Annotated in this window: 17 protein-coding genes; 14 read left to right on the forward strand and 3 right to left on the reverse strand. The window is 34.2% G+C overall.

What is annotated here, in order from left to right:
* Positions 1 to 3 precede the first annotated feature (3 nt).
* Genes nuoE through BM088_RS16320 form a run of 10 tightly spaced genes read left to right on the forward strand, consistent with a single transcriptional unit; the run spans position 4 to position 11,657 of the window.
* Positions 4 to 522, forward strand: a complete 519-nt coding sequence (nuoE, locus tag BM088_RS16275; protein ID WP_091986688.1) for an NADH-quinone oxidoreductase subunit NuoE — start codon at positions 4 to 6, stop codon at positions 520 to 522.
* Entirely contained in the window at positions 519 to 1,844 is a 1,326-nt protein-coding gene (gene nuoF / locus BM088_RS16280) for an NADH-quinone oxidoreductase subunit NuoF (protein ID WP_091986690.1), read from the forward strand. The genes nuoE and nuoF overlap by 4 nt, the downstream gene beginning before the upstream one ends.
* Entirely contained in the window at positions 1,834 to 4,539 is a 2,706-nt protein-coding gene (gene nuoG, locus BM088_RS16285) for an NADH-quinone oxidoreductase subunit NuoG (RefSeq protein ID WP_091986693.1), read from the forward strand. The genes nuoF and nuoG overlap by 11 nt, the downstream gene beginning before the upstream one ends.
* A complete protein-coding gene (nuoH, locus tag BM088_RS16290; protein WP_091986696.1) occupies positions 4,532 to 5,476 on the forward strand; it encodes an NADH-quinone oxidoreductase subunit NuoH in 945 nt (314 codons plus the stop codon). Before nuoG ends, nuoH begins: the two co-directional genes overlap by 8 nt.
* Before the next feature lie 14 nt (positions 5,477 to 5,490).
* Positions 5,491 to 6,006, forward strand: a complete 516-nt coding sequence (nuoI, locus tag BM088_RS16295; protein WP_091986699.1) for an NADH-quinone oxidoreductase subunit NuoI — start codon at positions 5,491 to 5,493, stop codon at positions 6,004 to 6,006.
* A 19-nt stretch (positions 6,007 to 6,025) separates the two neighbouring features.
* Positions 6,026 to 6,580: an NADH-quinone oxidoreductase subunit J family protein gene (locus BM088_RS16300; RefSeq protein ID WP_091986702.1), complete on the forward strand. Its 555-nt coding sequence runs from the start codon at positions 6,026 to 6,028 to the stop codon at positions 6,578 to 6,580.
* Complete coding sequence (gene nuoK, locus BM088_RS16305) at positions 6,577 to 6,891, forward strand: NADH-quinone oxidoreductase subunit NuoK (protein WP_091986705.1); 315 nt, start codon at positions 6,577 to 6,579, stop codon at positions 6,889 to 6,891. Before BM088_RS16300 ends, nuoK begins: the two co-directional genes overlap by 4 nt.
* Position 6,892: 1 nt before the next feature.
* The gene (gene nuoL, locus BM088_RS16310) at positions 6,893 to 8,734 is read left to right on the forward strand and encodes an NADH-quinone oxidoreductase subunit L (RefSeq protein WP_091986707.1); all 1,842 of its coding nucleotides are present in this window, start codon (positions 6,893 to 6,895) and stop codon (positions 8,732 to 8,734) included.
* Positions 8,731 to 10,227 (forward strand): complex I subunit 4 family protein, encoded by a 1,497-nt coding sequence (locus tag BM088_RS16315; RefSeq protein ID WP_091986710.1) that lies wholly within the window; start codon positions 8,731 to 8,733, stop codon positions 10,225 to 10,227. Before nuoL ends, BM088_RS16315 begins: the two co-directional genes overlap by 4 nt.
* 2 nt (positions 10,228 to 10,229) lie before the next feature.
* A complete protein-coding gene (locus BM088_RS16320; RefSeq protein ID WP_091986713.1) occupies positions 10,230 to 11,657 on the forward strand; it encodes an NADH-quinone oxidoreductase subunit N in 1,428 nt (475 codons plus the stop codon).
* Here the strand turns inward: BM088_RS16320 and trpS are convergent.
* A complete protein-coding gene (gene trpS, locus BM088_RS16325; protein ID WP_091986716.1) occupies positions 11,654 to 12,688 on the reverse strand; it encodes a tryptophan--tRNA ligase in 1,035 nt (344 codons plus the stop codon). The two genes, BM088_RS16320 and trpS, sit on opposite strands and share 4 nt — an antisense overlap.
* Before the next feature lie 216 nt (positions 12,689 to 12,904).
* Between trpS and BM088_RS16330 the strand changes: the two genes are divergently transcribed.
* From BM088_RS16330 to BM088_RS16340, 3 genes are all read left to right on the forward strand, one after another.
* Positions 12,905 to 13,138, forward strand: a complete 234-nt coding sequence (locus BM088_RS16330; RefSeq protein ID WP_091986719.1) for a hypothetical protein — start codon at positions 12,905 to 12,907, stop codon at positions 13,136 to 13,138.
* A 112-nt stretch (positions 13,139 to 13,250) separates the two neighbouring features.
* Positions 13,251 to 13,472 (forward strand): hypothetical protein, encoded by a 222-nt coding sequence (locus BM088_RS16335; protein WP_091986721.1) that lies wholly within the window; start codon positions 13,251 to 13,253, stop codon positions 13,470 to 13,472.
* Positions 13,473 to 13,646: 174 nt separating this feature from the next.
* Positions 13,647 to 14,483: a substrate-binding periplasmic protein gene (locus BM088_RS16340; RefSeq protein ID WP_091986724.1), complete on the forward strand. Its 837-nt coding sequence runs from the start codon at positions 13,647 to 13,649 to the stop codon at positions 14,481 to 14,483.
* A 174-nt stretch (positions 14,484 to 14,657) separates the two neighbouring features.
* On the opposite strand, the gene BM088_RS16345 is transcribed toward BM088_RS16340, so the two are convergent.
* Positions 14,658 to 16,829, reverse strand: coding sequence for a winged helix-turn-helix domain-containing protein (locus BM088_RS16345; RefSeq protein WP_091986727.1), 2,172 nt, complete (start codon positions 16,827 to 16,829; stop codon positions 14,658 to 14,660).
* 492 nt (positions 16,830 to 17,321) lie between these two features.
* On the opposite strand from BM088_RS16345, the gene BM088_RS16350 reads away from it, so the two are divergent.
* Positions 17,322 to 17,831: a nuclear transport factor 2 family protein gene (locus tag BM088_RS16350; protein ID WP_091986730.1), complete on the forward strand. Its 510-nt coding sequence runs from the start codon at positions 17,322 to 17,324 to the stop codon at positions 17,829 to 17,831.
* 79 nt (positions 17,832 to 17,910) lie between these two features.
* On the opposite strand, the gene BM088_RS16355 is transcribed toward BM088_RS16350, so the two are convergent.
* Entirely contained in the window at positions 17,911 to 20,568 is a 2,658-nt protein-coding gene (locus BM088_RS16355) for a LamG-like jellyroll fold domain-containing protein (RefSeq protein WP_091986733.1), read from the reverse strand.
* Positions 20,569 to 20,714 lie beyond the last annotated feature (146 nt).

Consider the following 20,714-nt stretch of genomic DNA (forward strand, 5'->3'; position numbering starts at 1 on the left):
CTAATGACATTACAACTAGAGATCCCAACTAATGAAGTAGTTGAACTCAGTGATGTTGAAAAAAAACAAATAGATGCATTATTACAAGAAACACTTTATGTTTCAGGTGCAAGTATTGACGCTTTAAAAATAATACAAAACCATCGAGGCTGGGTAAGTAATGCCAGTCTGTTAGCCCTTTCAAAATATATCAATTTACCGCTTGCAGATTTAGACTCTGTTGCTACTTTTTATAACCTGATATTTCGCCAACCTGTAGGCAAACATGTATTACATCCCTGTGATGGCATCAGTTGTGATTTAATGGGCGGAAAAAAAATACGCCAATGCCTAAAAAAACAACTCAAAATAAATAATGGTGAAACAACCCGTGATAATTTATTTACCCTGCTCCCTCTTCCCTGCTTAGGTGCCTGTGATAAAGCCCCTGTGATGATAGCCAACAAACAACTTTTTGAATTACTAGAAGAAAAGTCTCTTCCCTCTATTTTGAATCATTTACAACAGGAGCACGCCAAATGAGTCATTCTGTGCACGCTCCAAATAACCCTTTAACCCGTTTTATTACTCAAGATGAAAATTGCTGGCAACTTAACCAATATCAAATGCAAGGGGGATATGATGGGTTAAAACGTGCATTGACTGTCTCAGGACCTGCTGTTCTTGACGAAATAAAAGAATCAAACTTAAGAGGTCGCGGTGGTGCAGGTTTTCCTACCGGATTAAAGTGGAGTTTTGTGCCGCAAGGTGATGATGCTCCCCATCCAAAATATATGATAGTTAACGCAGATGAAATGGAACCTGGTGCTTATAAAGACAGATTACTGTTAGAAAAAACGCCACATCAGATCATTGAAGGTTTAATCATAGGTGGATATACCTTAGATGCCGATATAGGCTATATTTTTATTCGTGGTGATTATTACACTGCTATCAAACATATCGAAATTGCACTTAAAGAGTGTTACGACAATAATCTATTAGGAAAAAATATTCTTGGTAGTGCTTTCAATTTTGAAATTCACATACATACCAGTGCTGGTCGTTATATTTGCGGTGAAGAAACAGCACTCATAAACTCACTTGAAGGTAAACGCGCCAACCCCCGTGCTAAACCACCTTTTCCTCAGGTAGCCGGATTATGGGGGAAACCAACAATCGTGAACAATGTCGAAACCTACTGTAATTTGCCTCATATTATAAACTTTGGTGCCTCTTGGTTTAAATCTTTAGGTCGATTTAAAGATGCCGGTACAAAAATTTTTGGTGTCAGTGGACGTGTTAAAACGCCTGGTTTATGGGAGTTACCTATGGGAACGCCTATAGGTGAAATCATTGATAATTATGCGGGTGGTATGTGTGATGGATACAAATTAAAAGGTTTTTTACCTGGTGGTGGTTCAACCGATTTTTTATTAGAAAAACATTTTGATACCCCTATGGATTATGACGAAATTGGTAAACAGAAAAGCCGTATGGGCACTGGTACCATTATTATATTAGATGACAAATATTGCCCAGTTGCTATGGTGCTTAATTTAGTGAAGTTTTTTGCTCAAGAGTCCTGTGGTTGGTGTACGCCATGCAGAGAAGGACTGCCCTGGGCGCAAGTCCTACTTGAAAAAATAGAGCAAGGTAAAGGTGAATTATCCGACATCAAACAGCTTGAAGATTTATGTAAATTTGCAGCCCCCGGCAATACCTTTTGTGCACTCGCACCTGGCGCAGTTGAGCCATTGCAAAGTGCACTTATTTATTTCAGGGATGATTTTGAACTACATATAAGTCAAAAATCATGCCCTTATTGCTCTGAAGCATATTCGGAGGATATCAATGACCAATAAAGTGACACTTTACGTTGATAATATAGCTTACCAAGTATCGGATGATATCAATCTGCTACAAGCATGCTTAAACTTAAATATGGATCTACCTTATTTTTGTTGGCACCCAGCGATGGGGTCTGTGGGAGCCTGCCGTCAATGTGCTGTAATGCAATATCAAAATGAAGAAGATACACGTGGTAGATTAGTCATGTCATGCATGACACCTGTAACAGATGGTATGCGAATATCTCTTAAAAATGAAAAGGCACATACTTTTCGTGCCACAAACATTGAAGCTATTATGACTAACCACCCTCATGATTGCCCAGTTTGTGAAGAAGGCGGCGATTGTCATTTACAGGATATGACTTTACTCAGTTGTCATATAAAACGTCGGTACCCAGGGACTAAACGTACTCATAATAATCAATATCTAGGCCCTTTTCTTAATCATGAAATGAACCGCTGCATTGGCTGTTATCGATGTGTACGGTTTTATCGTGATTATTGTGGCGGGGATGATTTAAATGTTTTTGCCTCAAAAAATAATATCTATTTTGGTCGGGCGGAGCCTGGCACCTTAGAAAATGAATTCAGCGGGAATTTAGCCGAAGTTTGCCCAACAGGCGTCTTTACCGATAAACCTTTTAGTCAGCATTATATTCGTAAATGGGATTTACAAACATCGCCTTCCATTTGTACACATTGCAGCATAGGTTGTAATACCTATGCTGCTGAGCGCGGTGGTAAATTACGTAAGATAAATAATCGCCATCATCCAGATATAAATGGTCATTTTTTATGTGACCGAGGTCGTTTTGGCTATGAGCATGCCAACATTGATAATAAAACCACTCACGTTTGGCTGCGAGGTGACCAAGAACACCAAACCAACATACTAAGTTATAACCAAACACATATGAAGCTAGCGCAATGGATAAATGAGCCAAATGCACATGTCATTGGCATAGGTTCTGTACGTGCTTCAATTGAAAATAATGCAGCTTTACATAAACTCGTAGGTGCTAAAAATTTTTATGCTGGTATCAAGCAAGTCGAACTTTCACAGCTTCAATTTTTAGCTAAAGCTTATAAAAGTAGTCAAATATCTTTATCTTCATTAAAAGAAATTGAACACAGTGATGCTGTTTTTTTAATTGGCGAAGATGTTACACAAACTGCACCCAGATTAGCTTTATCAATTAGGCAAATGACCAAAAATGAAGGCCTAAAAAAAGCGGCTGAGTTAGGTATAAAACCCTGGCAAGATGAAGCAGTTAGAAATATAAGACAAGAGGATAAATCACCTCTTATAATTATAAATACTCATAATACCCGACTATCTGATGTTGCAAAATACAATATAAACCTTAGCCCTGATAAACAGCTCTCTTTACTATTGGAAATTGAACAATATTTAAAGAACCCTCACAATGACTATTCAGATGCAACACTTAAAATAACGCAAGCACTTCTTAAAGCCGATAGGCCCACAATTATTACGGGCACATATAATTTTGATGTTACATTATTATCAACCTGTTTAAGAGTCAGTGTTTTATTGAAACAGCATAAAACTCATTCAGGTTTTTATTGTGCAACTTCTTCGATTAATGCCTTAGGTTTATCTTTATTTTGTCAACCAGAGCAAGATCTTGATAATTTAATTTTTCAAACTGAAGAAAAGCCACCATCTTCCCTTATCATCATGGAAACCGATTTATATCGTTATTATTCAAATGAAAAAATAACAAGCTGGTTAAATAAAATTAAGAATATTATCGTTATAGATCATATCATTACTGATACAGTAAAAATGGCTGATTTAGTTTTACCAGCAAGTTCTTTATTTGAGCAAGATGCAACTTGGTTAAATGCAGAAGCAAGGATGCAGCATTCCTACGCAGTTATGCCGATGGAAAAGATGCGACAAACAAGCTGGCAATGGCTTTGTCAACATAATTTACTAGAAGACAATCAAGCTATTGTTAAATATATTCAAGATATAGCGCCACAATTAACACCAATGAGTCAATTCTTACAAAATGATAAAACTCATTTCTCAGTCGCACGCCAAGCCATGCGTTCATCTGCTCGAACAGCTTTTTATGCCAACATAGATGTGAAAGAGTACGCCCCTAAAAAAGATAATAAATCACAGCTCAATTTTTCAATGGAAGGATTACCAGCTTTTAGGCAATCAACATTAAATAATAGCCAACATAAAATAAACACCCCAATAACGGGTGTTTGGTCACCTAAATGGAACTCCCATCAAGCAATTAATAAGGCAGGCTATAATAGCTGTAAAATTGATATAAACTTAGGTATTAAAATTTTTGATGATCTAAAACCTAAACACAGCAAACTACCCAAATTACAAGACCCATCTCATAGTTCATCTTTAGCTCATACTATCGTCTGTCCACAACATCATATTTACACTAATGATGAATTAGCTGGATATGCGAATAGCATTCAACAACTTGTTCCAAAACTTGCAATTTCATTAAATCAAAATATGTCCAATAAATTATCAGTGAAATCAGGGGAGTCAATTAATATTAATTCAGATGATTATTGTTTATCACTGCCCTGCACCATCAACGATACCATTGCCGATGACATTATATTAGTGCCCATAAATGAGTTCATTAAATTAGGAAGTAATATTCAAGTTTCATCTATTACTGATGGAGAGCACAATGAATAGTTGGTTAGTTCCACTGATTATATTAGTGATATTATTACTTTTAGGTGCTTGGTCGACCTGGTTGGAGCGAAGATTGTTATCTTTATGGCAAGATAGGTTAGGTCCAAACCGTGTTGGCCCTTTTGGGTTATTTCAAGTGATAGCCGATATGATAAAAATTTATACAAAAGAAGATTGGATCCCACCTTTTGCCGACAAGTTTTTATTTGTAATTGCCCCCATGATAGTCATGATCATGACATTGTTAGGTTTTGCGATTATTCCTTTTTCTCCCAATATTCAAATTGCACAATTTGATCATGCATTGCTATTTTTATTAGCCATTAGTTCATTATCAGTTTATAGCATAATGCTTGCTGGATTCTCTTCAAATAGTAAATACGCCTTATTAGGTGCCATGCGTACCGCAGCTCAAATGCTCAGTTATGAAGTCTTTATGGGGCTTGCATTAATGGGGGTGGTCATTTTATCTGATGATTTTAGCTTAAGTGCCATAGTACAAGCGCAATCAGATGTTTGGTTTATTGTGTACCAACCATTGGGTTTTGTACTCTTTCTAATTGCTGGTACAGCCGAAATCCACAGAGCCCCTTTCGATTTACCAGAAGCTGAAACCGAAATAGTCGCAGGGTTTCATACCGAGTATTCCAGTATGAAGTTTGGCATGTTTTTCATCGGTGAATATTTAGGTGTCATTTTAATTTCAAGCCTTATTACCACCTTATATTTTGGTGGTTGGCAAGGGCCATTTCTCCCGCCTATAGTATGGTTCATTTTAAAAACAGGGTTTTTCATTCTCTTTTTCATATTATTACGAGCAGCTATTCCAAGACCGAGATATGACCAGCTAATGATTTTTTCTTGGTATATTTTATTACCCTTATCTTTGGCAAATTTACTCTTTACGGGTGCCATTAAACTGGCAATTTTAGGTTAAAAGGGAGCGTTATTATGATCAGTCAAATTAGAACCCTGATAAAAGTACTCCAACACACTTTTACCAAACCCGATACAGTGCAATATCCAGAACAAAAACCTTATTTATCTCCTAGATATAGAGGCCGCATTATATTAACCCGAGACCCAAATGGAGATGAACGTTGTGTTGCGTGCAATTTATGCTCTGCTGCATGCCCTGTTGACTGCATTTTAGTAGAAAAAGATGAAACCCAAGATGGCCGGTGGTTAGCAAAAACATTCAGAATTAACTTTTCACGCTGCATCATGTGTGGGTTTTGTGAAGAAGCCTGCCCCACTCATGCAATACAACTGACTCCCGATGTGGAAATGGCGGAATATGACAGACAAAACTTAGTGTATGAAAAAGAAAACTTATTGATCAGCGGACCAGGTAAATATCACGATTACAACTTTTATGAAATTTGCGGAAAAGCAATTGAGGGTAAAAATAAAGGACAAGCCATCGATGAAAACCCCCCAATTGATATTAAAAGTTTAATGCCATGAAACTAAGGACTTTAACTCTATGATAGACAATTTATTCTTAATTTCTGCAGCTGTCATTTTGATCAGTGCACTTTTAACGATAACTGCCCATAACGTAGTACATGCGTTACTGTATTTAGTGGTCACTATGTTAGCAGTCTCTATGGTCTTTTTTTTATTAGGTGCATCTTTTGCGGCCGCATTGCAAATCATAGTTTATGCAGGCGCCATAATGGTGCTCTTTATATTTGTAACTATGATGCTACATCAGGGTGAAAAGTCTTTAGCACAAGAGCGTCATTTATTTCATTTTTCAACCTCGATAGGTGCATTTATATTAACGCTTATTTTATTTTGTGAGCTTATTTTTATTTTATTTTTTATGCCCCTAGATATCGATAATGCCTTAACTCATACTTATCACTCTGAGTTTATCAGCGTAAAACAAATAGGAAAGCAGCTCTATGGCCCATATTCTTTATTAGTGGTGATCAGTGCCATGATGCTACTTTCGGCCTTAATCACAGCCATTCATATCAGTAAAAGTGCGCATATACTTCCCAAAACAACAAAAAATCAGGAAGCCAAATTATGATCCCACTTTCTTGGATTTTTTTTCTCAGTTTAAGTTTATTTACCATAGGGATTTTTGGGGTGCTCGCTAGACGAAACCTACTCTTTATATTGATTTCATTAGAGTTAATGCTTAATGCCGTAGTATTACTATTTATAGCGGGGAGTCGATATCACCCAACTTCCATCGCAAATAGTGATGGTCAAATTATGTATATTTTGATTTTAACACTCGCTGCATCTGAAATAGCCATAGGTTTAAGCTTAGTGATACATATGTATCGCCAACATCATCATTTAGACATAGATAAACTCAATCAGTTAAGGGATTAATATGACATATTACGCAAGTTTATTATCCCTAATTCCATTATTGCCCTTGTTCAGTGCATTAATATTATTATTTTCCAAGCCAAATAAATTAACCACCGCACTTTTAGCCGTTGGATCCATTAGCGGTGCTGCATGTATTAGTTTATTTTTGAATTTTGTATTTTGGCAACAAACCGATTTTGTTTTAACGTCAAATTTAGGGAATTGGATCAAAATAGCGCAATTACACATTAATTTTTCACTCTATTTAGACGCTTTATCTTTGGTTATGATCACCATAATCACAGGTGTCGGTGCTTTAATTCATTTATATTCAATCGGATTTATGTACCAGGATAAAGACTTTAAACGTTACTTCACATATTTAAATTTATTTGTTTCAGCCATGTTATTTTTAGTGCTAGCCGATAATTTATTACTGCTTTATTTAGGCTGGGAAGGTGTCGGTTTATGTAGTTATTTACTCATTGGTTTTTGGTATCAAGATCGAGATAATAATTTAGCTGCCAATAAAGCATTTTTAATGACGCGTATTGGCGATACCGCAATGGCACTTGGTTTATTTTTATTATTTATAGAATTAGGCACATTAAATATACAAGATTTACAAGTTCAGGCTCTGTCAGTGTGGTCATCATCAAATAATAATATGGCAAACTTATGCTGTTTATTATTATTGGGTGGTGCGCTTGGAAAATCGGCACAATTCCCACTACAGAACTGGCTACCCGATGCCATGGCAGGCCCCACTCCTGTGAGTGCTTTGATCCACGCCGCAACTATGGTCACTGCAGGAATTTATTTAATCGCCCGCAATAGCCAATTATTTCAAATGGCACCCGATGTGATGTATTTAATTGCATTTATAGGCACCATTACTTTATTACTGGGTGCAAGTGCCGCTATGGTGCAGTCAGATTTAAAGCGTATTTTAGCTTATTCAACGATTAGTCAATTAGGTTATATGTTTTTAGCATTAGGGGTTGGTGCAGGCGCAAGCGCTGTATTTCATTTAATGACACATGCATTTTTTAAAGCTTTATTATTTTTATCTGCAGGTGCCTTAATTTACAGCCTGCACCATGAACACAATATATTTAAAATGGGGGGATTACTAAAAAAGCTTCCCATTGTTGCCACCTCTTTTGCAATTGGTTGTGCAGCTCTTGCTTCTTTACCTTTTACCTCAGGATTTTTCAGTAAAGAATTAATCTTAGAGCAACTAATTGATTCAGGTCATACTAATTTTTGGTGGGCCGCAGTACTCGGTGCTTTTATTACCGCGTTTTATAGTGCCAGACTCTTTTTTGTCGTTTTTTTAGGTGATTCAAAACAAAGCCCAGATAAACAACCAGAAAAAATAATGAGTTTAGTACTTCTTCTTTTATGCTTCTTTTCATTATTTGGTGGTATACAACCTAGCGGCATTCAAACTTTAATGCCTAAACTCAATGCTTCAGGCTTAACAACTTTACAACATTGGCTGCCTATTGTTTTACCTTTTATTGCAATATCACTTGCTTGGTGGATGTTTAAGACTAATTTATTTGGCAAAACAATCACAGTGCCTGCATTACAATACTTTCACCAATTACTTAAAAGTGGCTGGGCGTTTGACCGTATATATCAGGTTATTTTTGTATCACCTTTTAAATTTTTATGTCAATTAAATAAATCAGATATCATTGATTTACATTATCGCGCATTAGAAAAAATCAGCAAACTATTACATAAAAAATTCAGCCAATTTCAAAATGGAAAACTAAGGTGTTATAACGCAAGTTTGATTATTTTTTGCGTATTAGCTTTTGCCTGGTTTATTAAAGGAGCATTAATGTCATGACATTATTTATTTTGCTATTCATTCCTTTAATCGGTGGCATGCTTGCCTGGTATAGCGAAAAATTTAACGCCAATTTACCAAAAAAAATAGCTTTGGTTTCTTTGCTTTGTTGTTGGCTCCCTTTATTTTCCCCCTTAAATAACATCATATTTAATGATAATAGCTTTGCTCTATCTCAATGGTTATTAAACGAACCCCACAGTTGGATCCCAATATTCAATATTGGTGCACATTTAGCCATGGATGGACTCAGCCTACTGCTTATAGTACTTACGTTATTAATGGGGTTAGTTGCACTTTCATCTGCCTGGCATGAAATTACAAAACGAACTGGTTTTTTTTATTTAAATTTACTTTGGACCTTAGCTGGTGTTATAGGCGTATTTTTAGCTATCGATCTCTTTTTATTTTTTGTTTTTTGGGAAGTCATGTTAGTGCCTATGTATTTTTTAATCTCCATTTGGGGATACGAAAATAGGCATTACGCAGCCATTAAGTTTTTTATTTTTACCCAGGCAGGTGGCCTACTAATGTTATTAAGTCTTTGTGCTTTAGTGGGTGTTCACTTTCAACAAACAGGCCTTTTAACCTTCGATTACATTATTTTATTACAAAACCCAATTAGTGGCGATTTAGCCTTTTGGATTGCATTAGGCTTTACCATCGCATTTTTGGTAAAACTACCCGCTTTACCCTTTCATAGCTGGTTACCCGATGCGCATACTCAAGCCCCTACGGCAGCCAGTGTCATACTTGCTGCTGTATTATTAAAAACAGGTGGTTATGGCATCATTCGATTCGTTTTGCCTTTATTTCCCGACGCTTCGTTAATACTCGCACCAAGTATGATGCTCATTGGTGTTATTGGCATTATTTACGGGGCTATGATGGCATTTGTACAAACGGATTTAAAACGCTTGGTTGCTTACTCAAGTGTTAGCCATATGGGATTTGTTTTATTGGGGTGCTTTGCTTTTAATATTTATGCTTTACAAGGTGCTGTCATGCAAATGTTAGCTCATGGCATTAGTACATCAGCATTATTTGTTTTAGTGGGCATGATACAACACAGATATCATACCCGGGACTTAAATAAATTAGGGGGTTTATGGAGTAAATTGCCAAAACTCAGTGCATTTGGTTTATTTTTTGGTATCGCGTCATTAGGCATGCCTGGATTAGGTAACTTTGTAGCTGAATTTTTAATCTTACTTGGCAGTTTTGAACAATACCCTAAGCTCACAATTTTTGCAGCATCAGGTTTAATTTTAGCTGCAATATATTCTTTATTATTGATCTATAAAACTTTTTTTGGTCAAATAAAAGGCCCTCACGATAGCAAAATATCAGATACCAATACTAAAGAATGGGTCACGCTATTGTCTATGTGCTTTATTTTAATTTACTTAGGATTGCACCCCCAACCATTTTTTGATTTGACTTATACATCCCTCACAAACCTAACGTTTATACCATCAAATATTGGAAGCTAATTATGAGTTTTTATTACATCCCATCATTCATTTTGGTATTAGGTTCATTAATGATATTGATCCAGCTTTGCTTTAAAAGAAGGCATTCTTTTGCCTATCTCACTTCAGGACTCAGTTTATTAGCGGCTTTATTTTTACAACTCTATCTACAAAAGAATGAGAGCTTAATTGAACCCTTGTTTACTTTTAATGCACAGACAAGTTTTATATCACTTTTATTATTTATGATTATTGGCCTTATTTGGTCTCAGATCTATCATTGGCTTGAAACGCTTAGTGAACAAAAAGAAGAGTATTATTTACTATTTTTATTAACTGCTTTAGGTGGTGTAATTATGGTTTCAAGTAATCACTTTGCGAGCTTTTTTATGGGTTTAGAATTAATGAGTTTATCTTTTATAGGCTTAATTGCTTATTGTGGACATGATCAAAAAGCACAAGAAGCGGGTATTAAATACTTAATTTTATCGGCCATTGCTTCTGCATTTATATTAATGGGTACCGCTATTTTATATTTACAATTTGGTTCTTTGTCATTTTCAAATTTAATGCAAACACCTTCAATACAAGTATTACCGCAATGGACAATTGTATGCGCGATCATCTTTATTTTTACGGGCTTATTTTTTAAACTTTCTTTAGTACCTTGCCACCTTTGGATAGCTGACTTATTTGAAGGCGCCCCACTTGTCACCACAGCGTTACTTGCAACTTTATCTAAATTAGCTGCCTTTATTGTTTTATGGCGTTTAATGAACTTAGGTCAATGGCAGCAATATCAAATTATTATAGATATTATTGTTATCACATCAATTGCTTCTATGTTTGTGGGCAATGTATTAGCTTTATTTCAAAAAAATCTATTACGCTTAGTGGCCTACTCTTCAATTGCACATTTTGGGTATTTACTTATTGTTTTATTATTAATAAATAACGATAAAGTTTTATTTTCAACTCAAAGTTTTAATACTCAAACTTTACTTTTTTATTTAGTTGCCTATTTATTTACACTGGTAGGTGTATTTTCTATTTTAATTCAATTACCAAAAGTCAAAATGCTTGATGATTTAAATGGCTTATTTTGGCACAAACCTTTTATTGCTATTACCTTAATCTTGCTAATGTTATCACTCGCTGGCATTCCTTTAACTTTAGGTTTTATGGCAAAGTTTTACTTAGTGATGGCAGCCATAAGCCAACAGCTTTGGTTATTACTCGCAGCTCTGGTATTAGGCAGTACTGTAGGGTTATTTTATTATTTAAAAGTCATTTTAGCTATGGTTAAAAGACCCAAAAATGACATCGCGTTTAATAATCTACTCTCTGATGGAAATAACCTATCACTTAATATTCTCATACTCTTTTTGGTGATAGGCTTTGGTATATTTCCAACATCGTTAAGTCAATTTATTCAGCAAATTGCAAATTAAAATAGATTTAAGCCAAAAGCAGATTTTACTTTTTGCAAAACTTGATTTGCCTCTTCTTGTGATTTTTCACTGCCTTGTTTTAAAATTTTAATCAGCTGAGCTTTATCATTCATATAAAGTGATCTTCGTTCACGAATAGGTTTTAAAACATCTTGCAAGCATGATTCTAAAATCTTTTTTGTTGTACCATCGCCCAGTCCTCCAGCTTTATAATGTGCTTTTAAATCTTTAATATATGTATCATCTTCATGAAAAGCATCTAAATAAGTAAATACGACATTACCATCGATTTGTCCTGGATCATTAATATTCAAATGCATTGGGTCCGTATACATAGATTTTACCGCTTTAGATATTTCCTTTTCATTTGATCCCAGCATGATTGTATTGCCTAAAGATTTAGACATTTTATTTTTACCATCAACGCTTGGCAGTCTCGAAACCTTGCTCAATAGTGGTTTACATTCTATTAGCACATCAGCCTGGGCAATATGATTTAGCCTTCGAACAATTTCATTTGTTTGCTCAAGCATAGGTAATTGATCTTCACCCACAGGGATCAAAGTTGCATTAAAGCCTGTAATATCTGCAGCCTGACTAATTGGATATGTTAAAAAGCCAGCTGGAATGGACTGACCAAAAGACTTACTTGCAATTTCATTTTTAACTGTTGGGTTTCTCTGAAGCCTAGCAATGGAAACTAAATTAGCGTAATACATTGTTAACTCTGCAAGTGCTGGAATTTTTGACTGTAAACATATCGTGGTTTTGAGTGGGTCAATACCAACAGCAAGATAATCAGCAACAACATTTAGTATATTTGACGAGACCTTTTGAGGGTTATGCCCGTTATCGGTTAAACCTTGCATATCCGCAACTAAAATTGTTTGGGTATATTGGTGTTGTAACTTGACTCTTTGCTGTAATGATCCTACAAAATGCCCTAAATGGAGTGGTCCTGTAGCACGATCGCCAGTCAGGATTTTTTCTGATTTAATAACTTCTTTTTGAGATGTGTGAGTTTTTTGCATGATATATCTCCGAAATTTACCACCAGAGACATAATTATTTTATTCAATCACTGCCAACTGGCGGTTTTTGAATAAAAGGATTCAGTACCGCTCTATAAAAGAGAGCGCCACCAAGAATTTAAGATGAAGGAAAAAACATTATTTATTTTCATTTTGTGAGATTATCAGCCTTAATTATTTAAAACAAGTTCAATTTCAAATTAAAACGGGCTAACGATGAAACGAGAAATTTATACAGGTGAAATCAAATATATGCCATTTGAAGGCGGGTTTTACGGCATCATCACCGAAAGTAATTTGAAATTATTACCCATAAAATTACTTTCTCAATATAAACAAGATGGTGCAATTGTTGCGTTTTCAGGAAGATATATTAAAGACATAAAAACAATTCAACAATGGGGAAGCCCTTTTTTAATTGAAGAAATTAAACTCCTTTCCCCTAAATAAAAGCGTTGTCAATTATAGTTTTGATTTTATTGGTTTTTATTTTTAATAATATTAACAGCTGTCGAACTATTGACTAAATTAATAAACTGTCCATTTGAAAACTTAGGTTTTTATGCGATTATCTCAATTGTCAGGCTATAAATTTGATAATATTCTCTCTAAAACTTTAAGCGAACAATTTCATTCAGATTTTACTTCAGAAAACCTCAAAGAAACAATACATGGTGCTGAAGGACTGTATGTGTATTGCCCCATAGTGAGTAATAAACGATACGCTGGTGGCCTTAGCCATAAGAAAAAATATATTGCGCACAAGATAACCTTCAAACCTTAATTATCTATCCTCAATTTTTGAACCCGTAATTGCAGCACCAGGTAATAATTGATTATCAATTGTACATATTAAAATACCAGTAAATTCAAACTGGTCAATTAAGTCAGAATTGCATAAATGCAGAACCAAGGCTAGTTGTTGATTAATTATACTAATATACTAAAATTTTAAAGTATGAAATATATAGTTAGCTTGGTGCGTTTGAGTTTGAGTTTGAGTTTGAGTTTGAGTTTGAGTTTGAGTTTGAGTTTGAGTTTGATATCGTTTACATACGAATTGATAAAGGGGGCTGGAATATTCATTCTATGTATTTCAATAGCCTATGCTAAACCTGTTGATATAAGGATTGTTTCTGAACAGTGGCCACCTCATATAAATATTGATGGTAATGGAGTTATTTCAGGAGTATTAGTCAAAAAGGTTGCGCTAATTATGACTAACGCTGACCTTTCTTATTCGATTGATATCTATCCGTGGTCAAGAGCATACCAATTCGCCTTAACGAAAAAGAATGTCCTAATTTTCCCTATATTCAGAACGAATAAACGCGAAGATTTATTTCATTTTATTTGCCCACTAACAAAAAAAATTAATTTATATTTTGTTAAGCTTTCATCAAGACATGACATAAAAATATCGTCTTTATCAGACGCGAAAAAATATACTATCGGATTAATTAGAAATGACTATGACCACCATTTTCTATTAAAAAATGGTTTTAAAAATGGGCTACAATTAGATGCAAATGCTGACGATTTAAGTTCCTTACGAAAATTGATGAAAGGGAGAATAGATTTAATGATCCAATCAAAAGGTTCTCTGCTGAAAATGCTCGATTCCTTAGATATAGAAAAATCTAAATTAGCATTTGCTTATAAGTTAAAAAATGAAAGTGTTGGAGATAATTGTATTGCATTAAGCAGAGGAACATCTCAAATAACGATTGATAAAATTAAAAAGTCACTGAGTGAAATTAACAGTATTAACCCTTTATTAGATATTAACAATTAAATCATTGCCTACTACTTATTGTAGGAAAATAAGCGAATACTTCTATTTAATAAGCATTTTTAGTATAAAGTCAGAGTACCGCCAACTTTAGCAACGATGGGAAATCCTTAAACCTGATTCTAAATTTAGTTCAGAGTTATTATAAACCAATCAAGCCTAAAAAAACGCTCTTAACTAGTTGGATTTCATCAATACAATATCTGTATGGTATTTTTGTTGTCGCGTATAATAAACATGACTTTCATCATCCTTAACGCTTAGGTGGCGACCCGATAATGTTAACATGGTATCAATAGCAAATAGTTCCTTTGACTCACCCGTAAACAAATTCATTTTAAACAGCATTTGTTTTTTGCTTTTTAAAGACTTTGATATATAAAACAATGCACCTGATTTAGCTTCCCAAGTATAACTTCCCCGCAAAACAAGTAACATCTCATCTTTTATATTTTGCATATTTGACTTCTTGATTAGTCTAGAATGAACTTGAGATGTACCAATCTTTTGATAATACAAAGTATTTTTATCAAGTACTTCAAACCTTGAAACTGGTTGGCTTAAAATAATATGTTGCAGCCCTGATGTTAAGTTTTTCTCCATAATATGCCAAGTGCCATTAATTTCTTCGTACCAGTACAAAATATTGCCATCACTTGACCATTTTCCCATTTTGACATTATTTTTACTTTCTAATTGTTTCGCATTTCCTAATTCCACATCAAACTGCATAATCCGACTTGAGTTTGGGCCCAATACACTAACTAAAAGTTTTTTCCCATCAAAAGACCATGTAGGTTCTGATAATTTTTCTTTTATATTACTTTGAAATAATAATACATTAGCATTATTATTGAGCATTCTAAGCCATAAAGAGTCTATTCCTGAAGCTGTCGATACAAAAGCCAACATTTTGTTATTTGATGACAAACTTGGGTAATGTGTTTGCGGCAAATTTTTAAATACAGGTTCTGACTTAATATCACCACTTTGTGACTTAAAAGTTTGCCAAATATTAAATTTACTTTCTCTTTCAATAAAAACAAATTTTTTGCTTACCTCATCAAAATCTAAGCTGCTACTGCTAATACTTTCTACTTTGTGTGTCGCTTTAGTTTCTAAGTCTATTTTCCAAATACCATTATCATTACTTTTAACAACCAAATAGTATATTGAATCACCGGTTTCGTCCCAAACAACTTGGCTGATCTCCTCCCCTATAACAAGTATATCTGTATATTCCTCTGTTTTTACATTAACCAAACCTATACTCCATAAATTACTATTGGGGCGATAATGCACAACCGCTATTTTACGACCATCAGGAGAAAAACGAGGCCAGAGATGGCCTGATGCCTTGTGGATAGGTGCTGACAATGTTTTAAACGTCCCATCAGCCAACGATACTAAAACTAGACTTTCAATTTTTTTTATATGATTAAAAACTGTCGTGACGAGATATTTTCCGTCAGGTGAATAATCTAAAGCATGAGTTTGTGAATATGGACACTCCGCCAATTCACGGTCCTGTAAATTGATAAAGTTAAAGATTCTAATGTAGCAACCAGAAGCAGACAACTGCTTATAAGCGACCTCAAAACCATTAGGAGAAAATGCTGGCGATATATCACTGTGTTTTTGGCTAGCGTTTATTGTATCTGACTCACCCACATAAGTTATTTTATTATCTATAAGAGAATGTAGCCGAATTCTTAATTGTGCTTTCTCTTTATTATTAGCTGTGTACGCCAGATACTGACCATCATGGCTAAAACGTACAAAACGTTCAGTATCATCATCTTTGGTTAAATAAGTTAATTGTATCTGTGATTTATTATCCGAGTTTATGTGTGTAGTGTTTTGGTTGATAAACATTAAAAATACGATACTAAAAGTAATCACTAAAAATACCATCACTTGATTTTTTAAATCTAAATACCAAGCTTTTGCAACTTGAAGGGGTTTTATCTGCGTATCAGTTATAGATTCAACAACTACTTCTTGTTGATATTCATACCAAACAACTTTCTTTTTAAGCCGGTACCCTTGTTTTGTTACAGTTTCAATATAATGTTGCTGTTTAGCTGAATCACCAAATACTTTTCTTAAATCTGATATCGCGCGACTTAGCACCATATCTGAGGTATGAATGGATCCCCAAACAGATAAAATGAGCTGTTCTTTTGAAAGCGTTTTACCTTGATGCATTGCAAGCTCAGTCAAAACATTGAGCATTTTTGGTGTGATCAGAATTTCTTCAGCATCTTTTGTAACAAGATTGCGAGAGCTAAGCACATTAAATTCTCCCACCGAAAAGTTAGATGTTGCAGATGCTGTATTAGGTTTCATTATGTCTCAACTGTATTATTTTATTATTGTGGTGACTCTTAACAAACAAGGTACTCAGTATCACCTTGCAAGCAGTTTTAAATGATCAATGAAGGCCCGTCAAGATGTTTACATTTTATTATCACTTTACAATTATCTAATAAAACATCTATCGTGCTAATAAGTTTCATTTTATGTAAACTTTTTTATTTAATATCACACTAGAATTTACAGTGAAAAATAATTCAATTCGTTTTTACTTTCGAATACAAGCACATAAAAACACATTTTATTTTTCTAACTTAAAATAAAAACTTGAACTCAACCGGTTGTTTTTACTTGCATTTTATTAACTTCAAAAATATTTCAATAAAATACATAGTCATTTTCAAGACACATTCCCTTTAAATTATTATGTTAATCCCACATTTAGACCATGAATAAAATCTAGGTCGTTTTGTTGATACCCAACAATTTATATTTCGCTAAGTTTTGTTACATAAAGGCCTTGTTATGTTGAAAAAAATAATTACCTTAAGTGTGTGTTTATTACCACTGACCTTAATAAACGCTAAAGAAAACCAAAATAATATTAAAATTGCCGATGAATATTTAGAAGCCTACAAAGTCTTTGATGTAAAAAAAATGGCAAGCTTTTATCAAGAAGATTCTGTATTTATTGACCCAACATCAGAAATTTTTGGTCCAAAAAATACATATAATATGAAAGGTCAAAAAGTCATTGTAGATACGCTCAGTAAATTAATTGAACAAACAGGAGGGATCGTTCTTGATTTTGATCTGAAACACAAATATGAAGCTGGTGGACATGTTACATTTATTGCGGACTTAAAGCTCTCATCAGGTAAAGGAGATAATTTAACAACAGCGTGTGCGCCTATTACAACAATTATTAATATTAAAGAGGGTAAAGTCATCGAGCATAGAGATTATTTTAGTTATAACCAATACATGAAAACGCATAAAAAAGGTGATCAAGCATGTTCTGGCGTTTATCAGTAATTTAAACATAACTTAATACATGCTTTATTAGACTCACATAATTCCATTCAAAGCATGTATTATTAGACAAAGCTTAAAATTATTCGCTGTTTGTAATTGCTAAACCTGTATTGATTTGTTTTTCTATTTCCTGCCTAGATAATGCACTTTGATAAAATTTAAATTCATCTAACATACCTGAGAAATACCTTGAACCTGAACGCCATTGTCCAACACCTAATCTAAATTCTTGTTCAGTATTAAAAAATAACTCAATATTTTGAGGAAAAACATATTGATAAACTTCACGCCCATTAGAGAATACTTTAACGCTGCGCGTTGCATTATTAAAAGTTAAAGCTAAGTGAGACCATATATTGCGTTCTAATACGATATTAGGAATGATATGCTTTGAATTAATATAAAAAAGTACTTCCCCTTTATCATTAATACTCAAAGATATGTCACCTTGGCGATTTAAACGAGGTCGGCCAAATGCCTCACCTCCTAAGCTAAAATCATTCACATTGATCCAAAACATTAAACTGAAATCTTGGTTAATCTCAGTATTTATCATGGGATCTGAAATAATAATTTCATCATTAATATCATCAAAAACAACGGCTTTACCAACGACTCCTTCAACTAAGTCAATATTTCCTTTAACTTCAGTTGAAACATTATTCATTACATCCATTGCTGGCGCCTGTGTATTATCAAAATTCAGGTGAAACATCGCGGCAGTCACTTTGTTTTCCGTGCAATTTAGGACATTATTTTTGGCGCTATAAGTAAGGTTAGCATCATTTAAATCAATAAAATTAACTTGTGCTGTAGCACAGACCTGATTATTAACAATTTGAGTATCATTTGCTTCGCTACCTAATCTCACCATATATACAGATCCATTAACTGAAAAATGATTATTATTAACTAGGTTATTATTACCTTGCACAACCTCATTACGGCCTTTATCTATGCTCACACCAACCCAACTTGTTGTTGGGAAATTTTGTATCATTTGATTATTTTCAACAATAGAGTCATGCCCTGTAAGTACCAAAGCAACTTGATTTTCCTCTCCACTTGCCTCAATTTTATTTGACTCAAAGAATATATTATTGACCTGCTCTCCAACTTTACTCGTTCCTGGACCTATATTTACAACTATATCTGTGTTTGATTTAAAAAGATTTTCTTTGATCAAGACCCTGCTAGTCGGATAATTTTCAGCCGCCTGCACAGGGTTAACATCGCAATCATCCAATACAATACAGTCACCCATATTATGTAGCTTTAGTGCATGTTTATTAGGAGAAGGTTCAGAAAAAACATTATGACTAATCACAGATTTTTGGGCTAATGGCATTCTTAATATATGCTCTGCACGTCGTGTTTTAGCATCTTTCATCGTTGTTCCCATAATCATATGTCTATGGGCGGGTAAATAAGTAACATTGCCTCCAGACTTACAGTTATTATTTGTTAAAACAGTCATCATTTGAAGTTTATAGTTATTCCATAATGTATCCCATTGCATTTCAGAAATAGCTGTTTTTTTATCCCCAATATGCCAATCAGGCATACTAGGTGATGCACATTCGGTATTTTCAGGATCGTAAATATCAGCACTTCCTGCACCTAGTTTTTCAAATTTAGAATTAAAAATACCAATAAGATCATGAGGTACCTTTTGTCCATAAGTACGTCCAATAACAGCCGTATCAAACTTTTCAATATCAAGACGATTAAGTGTCACTTTACTCACACTGCCATGTAAATTTATCGCTCTATTAGAATCACCACAAATATGTGTCATCGACAAATCTGAAACTCTAATATCTGTACTGCCATCTGCCAAAATTAACAAGTCTGAGTAACGTTTCGCACCTAAGGTTTTTAGTATTGGCGCATTACCACATCTGTCTTGACTTATATTTTTACACAAGCCAAAAGCACCAAGTGTACTTCCACTAAAGTGATTTAAATATAATGAACGAGAGAAAATAAAGCTTTCTCCTCGATGAAACAATAAACGTTTATTTGAATTAATATAAGGTGTGATTTGTTCTACAGGTATTAAAGAGGCTTTATATTTTTCAACCTCAGTTTGACAATCCCATTGCTGTTCATAATCTAAATATTCAAAAGTACTATTATGGTCATAATTCAGCGCATACTCTTTATAAGGATTCCAGATCCGCTGTTCTTTTTGCATGCTTCCTTTAAATTGTCCTAAAGCTAATAACTCATCTATGTTAGGTTCAGGCGTTAATTGCACTTGCTGCGCATTATCAGGACAAGCTGTAAAATCTCCAGACATTGAAAAACAAATTGTATTTTCATCAAAATAGAATTCATCAGGATCTGTTACCTCAACAGATATTGTTTTTATAATCGACTCAAAAACCCCCGCTTTACTTGAAATTTCAACGCTTACCTCATAATGCCCCGGCGTTTCAAAAATATGCCCGGTAATAAAACCCTGATCAGTATTTTTGGGTTTTTGGTTAGTAGCCCAATATTCACCTTGGTCATCTCCAAAATTCCATGAATAATTAATATCACGAAAAGGGTCTAATTCTTGATTATTATGAAGCACTTTTGCGACATCAAAATGTACACTTAATGGCGCAGGTCCTAAGGTTTGAGAGCTAATAATTTCAACTGATTCAACAGGTGTCGCATTAATAGGTTTAATACATATTAATAACAGCAATACAGATAAATTTAAGAACTGAAACATTCGAATTTTCATAACTTACATGTCCTTGTAATAAATTGATAAATAACGAGTTAATAACAATGAAATAAATTATTCATAGCCGTACCGTAAAATAAAAATTCTAGTTAACAAGATTAAAATAAACAATAAGAACAAATTCCTATTTTTTAACTTATCTT

Source organism: Pseudoalteromonas denitrificans DSM 6059 (genome assembly GCF_900112265.1).
Taxonomy (GTDB): Bacteria; Pseudomonadota; Gammaproteobacteria; order Enterobacterales; family Alteromonadaceae; genus Pseudoalteromonas; species Pseudoalteromonas denitrificans.

Excerpts from the sequence above, each read along its gene's own strand:
- nuoE (WP_091986688.1), top strand. The coding sequence starts at position 4 with ATGACATTACAACTAGAGATCCCAACTAATGAAGTAGTTGAACTCAGT.
- nuoF (WP_091986690.1), top strand. The coding sequence starts at position 519 with ATGAGTCATTCTGTGCACGCTCCAAATAACCCTTTAACCCGTTTTATT.
- nuoG (WP_091986693.1), top strand. The coding sequence starts at position 1,834 with ATGACCAATAAAGTGACACTTTACGTTGATAATATAGCTTACCAAGTA.
- nuoH (WP_091986696.1), top strand. The coding sequence starts at position 4,532 with ATGAATAGTTGGTTAGTTCCACTGATTATATTAGTGATATTATTACTT.
- nuoI (WP_091986699.1), top strand. The coding sequence starts at position 5,491 with ATGATCAGTCAAATTAGAACCCTGATAAAAGTACTCCAACACACTTTT.
- BM088_RS16300 (WP_091986702.1), top strand. The coding sequence starts at position 6,026 with ATGATAGACAATTTATTCTTAATTTCTGCAGCTGTCATTTTGATCAGT.
- nuoK (WP_091986705.1), top strand. The coding sequence starts at position 6,577 with ATGATCCCACTTTCTTGGATTTTTTTTCTCAGTTTAAGTTTATTTACC.
- nuoL (WP_091986707.1), top strand. The coding sequence starts at position 6,893 with ATGACATATTACGCAAGTTTATTATCCCTAATTCCATTATTGCCCTTG.
- BM088_RS16315 (WP_091986710.1), top strand. The coding sequence starts at position 8,731 with ATGACATTATTTATTTTGCTATTCATTCCTTTAATCGGTGGCATGCTT.
- BM088_RS16320 (WP_091986713.1), top strand. The coding sequence starts at position 10,230 with ATGAGTTTTTATTACATCCCATCATTCATTTTGGTATTAGGTTCATTA.
- trpS (WP_091986716.1), bottom strand. The coding sequence starts at position 12,688 with ATGCAAAAAACTCACACATCTCAAAAAGAAGTTATTAAATCAGAAAAA.
- BM088_RS16330 (WP_091986719.1), top strand. The coding sequence starts at position 12,905 with ATGAAACGAGAAATTTATACAGGTGAAATCAAATATATGCCATTTGAA.
- BM088_RS16335 (WP_091986721.1), top strand. The coding sequence starts at position 13,251 with ATGCGATTATCTCAATTGTCAGGCTATAAATTTGATAATATTCTCTCT.
- BM088_RS16340 (WP_091986724.1), top strand. The coding sequence starts at position 13,647 with ATGAAATATATAGTTAGCTTGGTGCGTTTGAGTTTGAGTTTGAGTTTG.
- BM088_RS16345 (WP_091986727.1), bottom strand. The coding sequence starts at position 16,829 with ATGAAACCTAATACAGCATCTGCAACATCTAACTTTTCGGTGGGAGAA.
- BM088_RS16350 (WP_091986730.1), top strand. The coding sequence starts at position 17,322 with ATGTTGAAAAAAATAATTACCTTAAGTGTGTGTTTATTACCACTGACC.
- BM088_RS16355 (WP_091986733.1), bottom strand. The coding sequence starts at position 20,568 with ATGAAAATTCGAATGTTTCAGTTCTTAAATTTATCTGTATTGCTGTTA.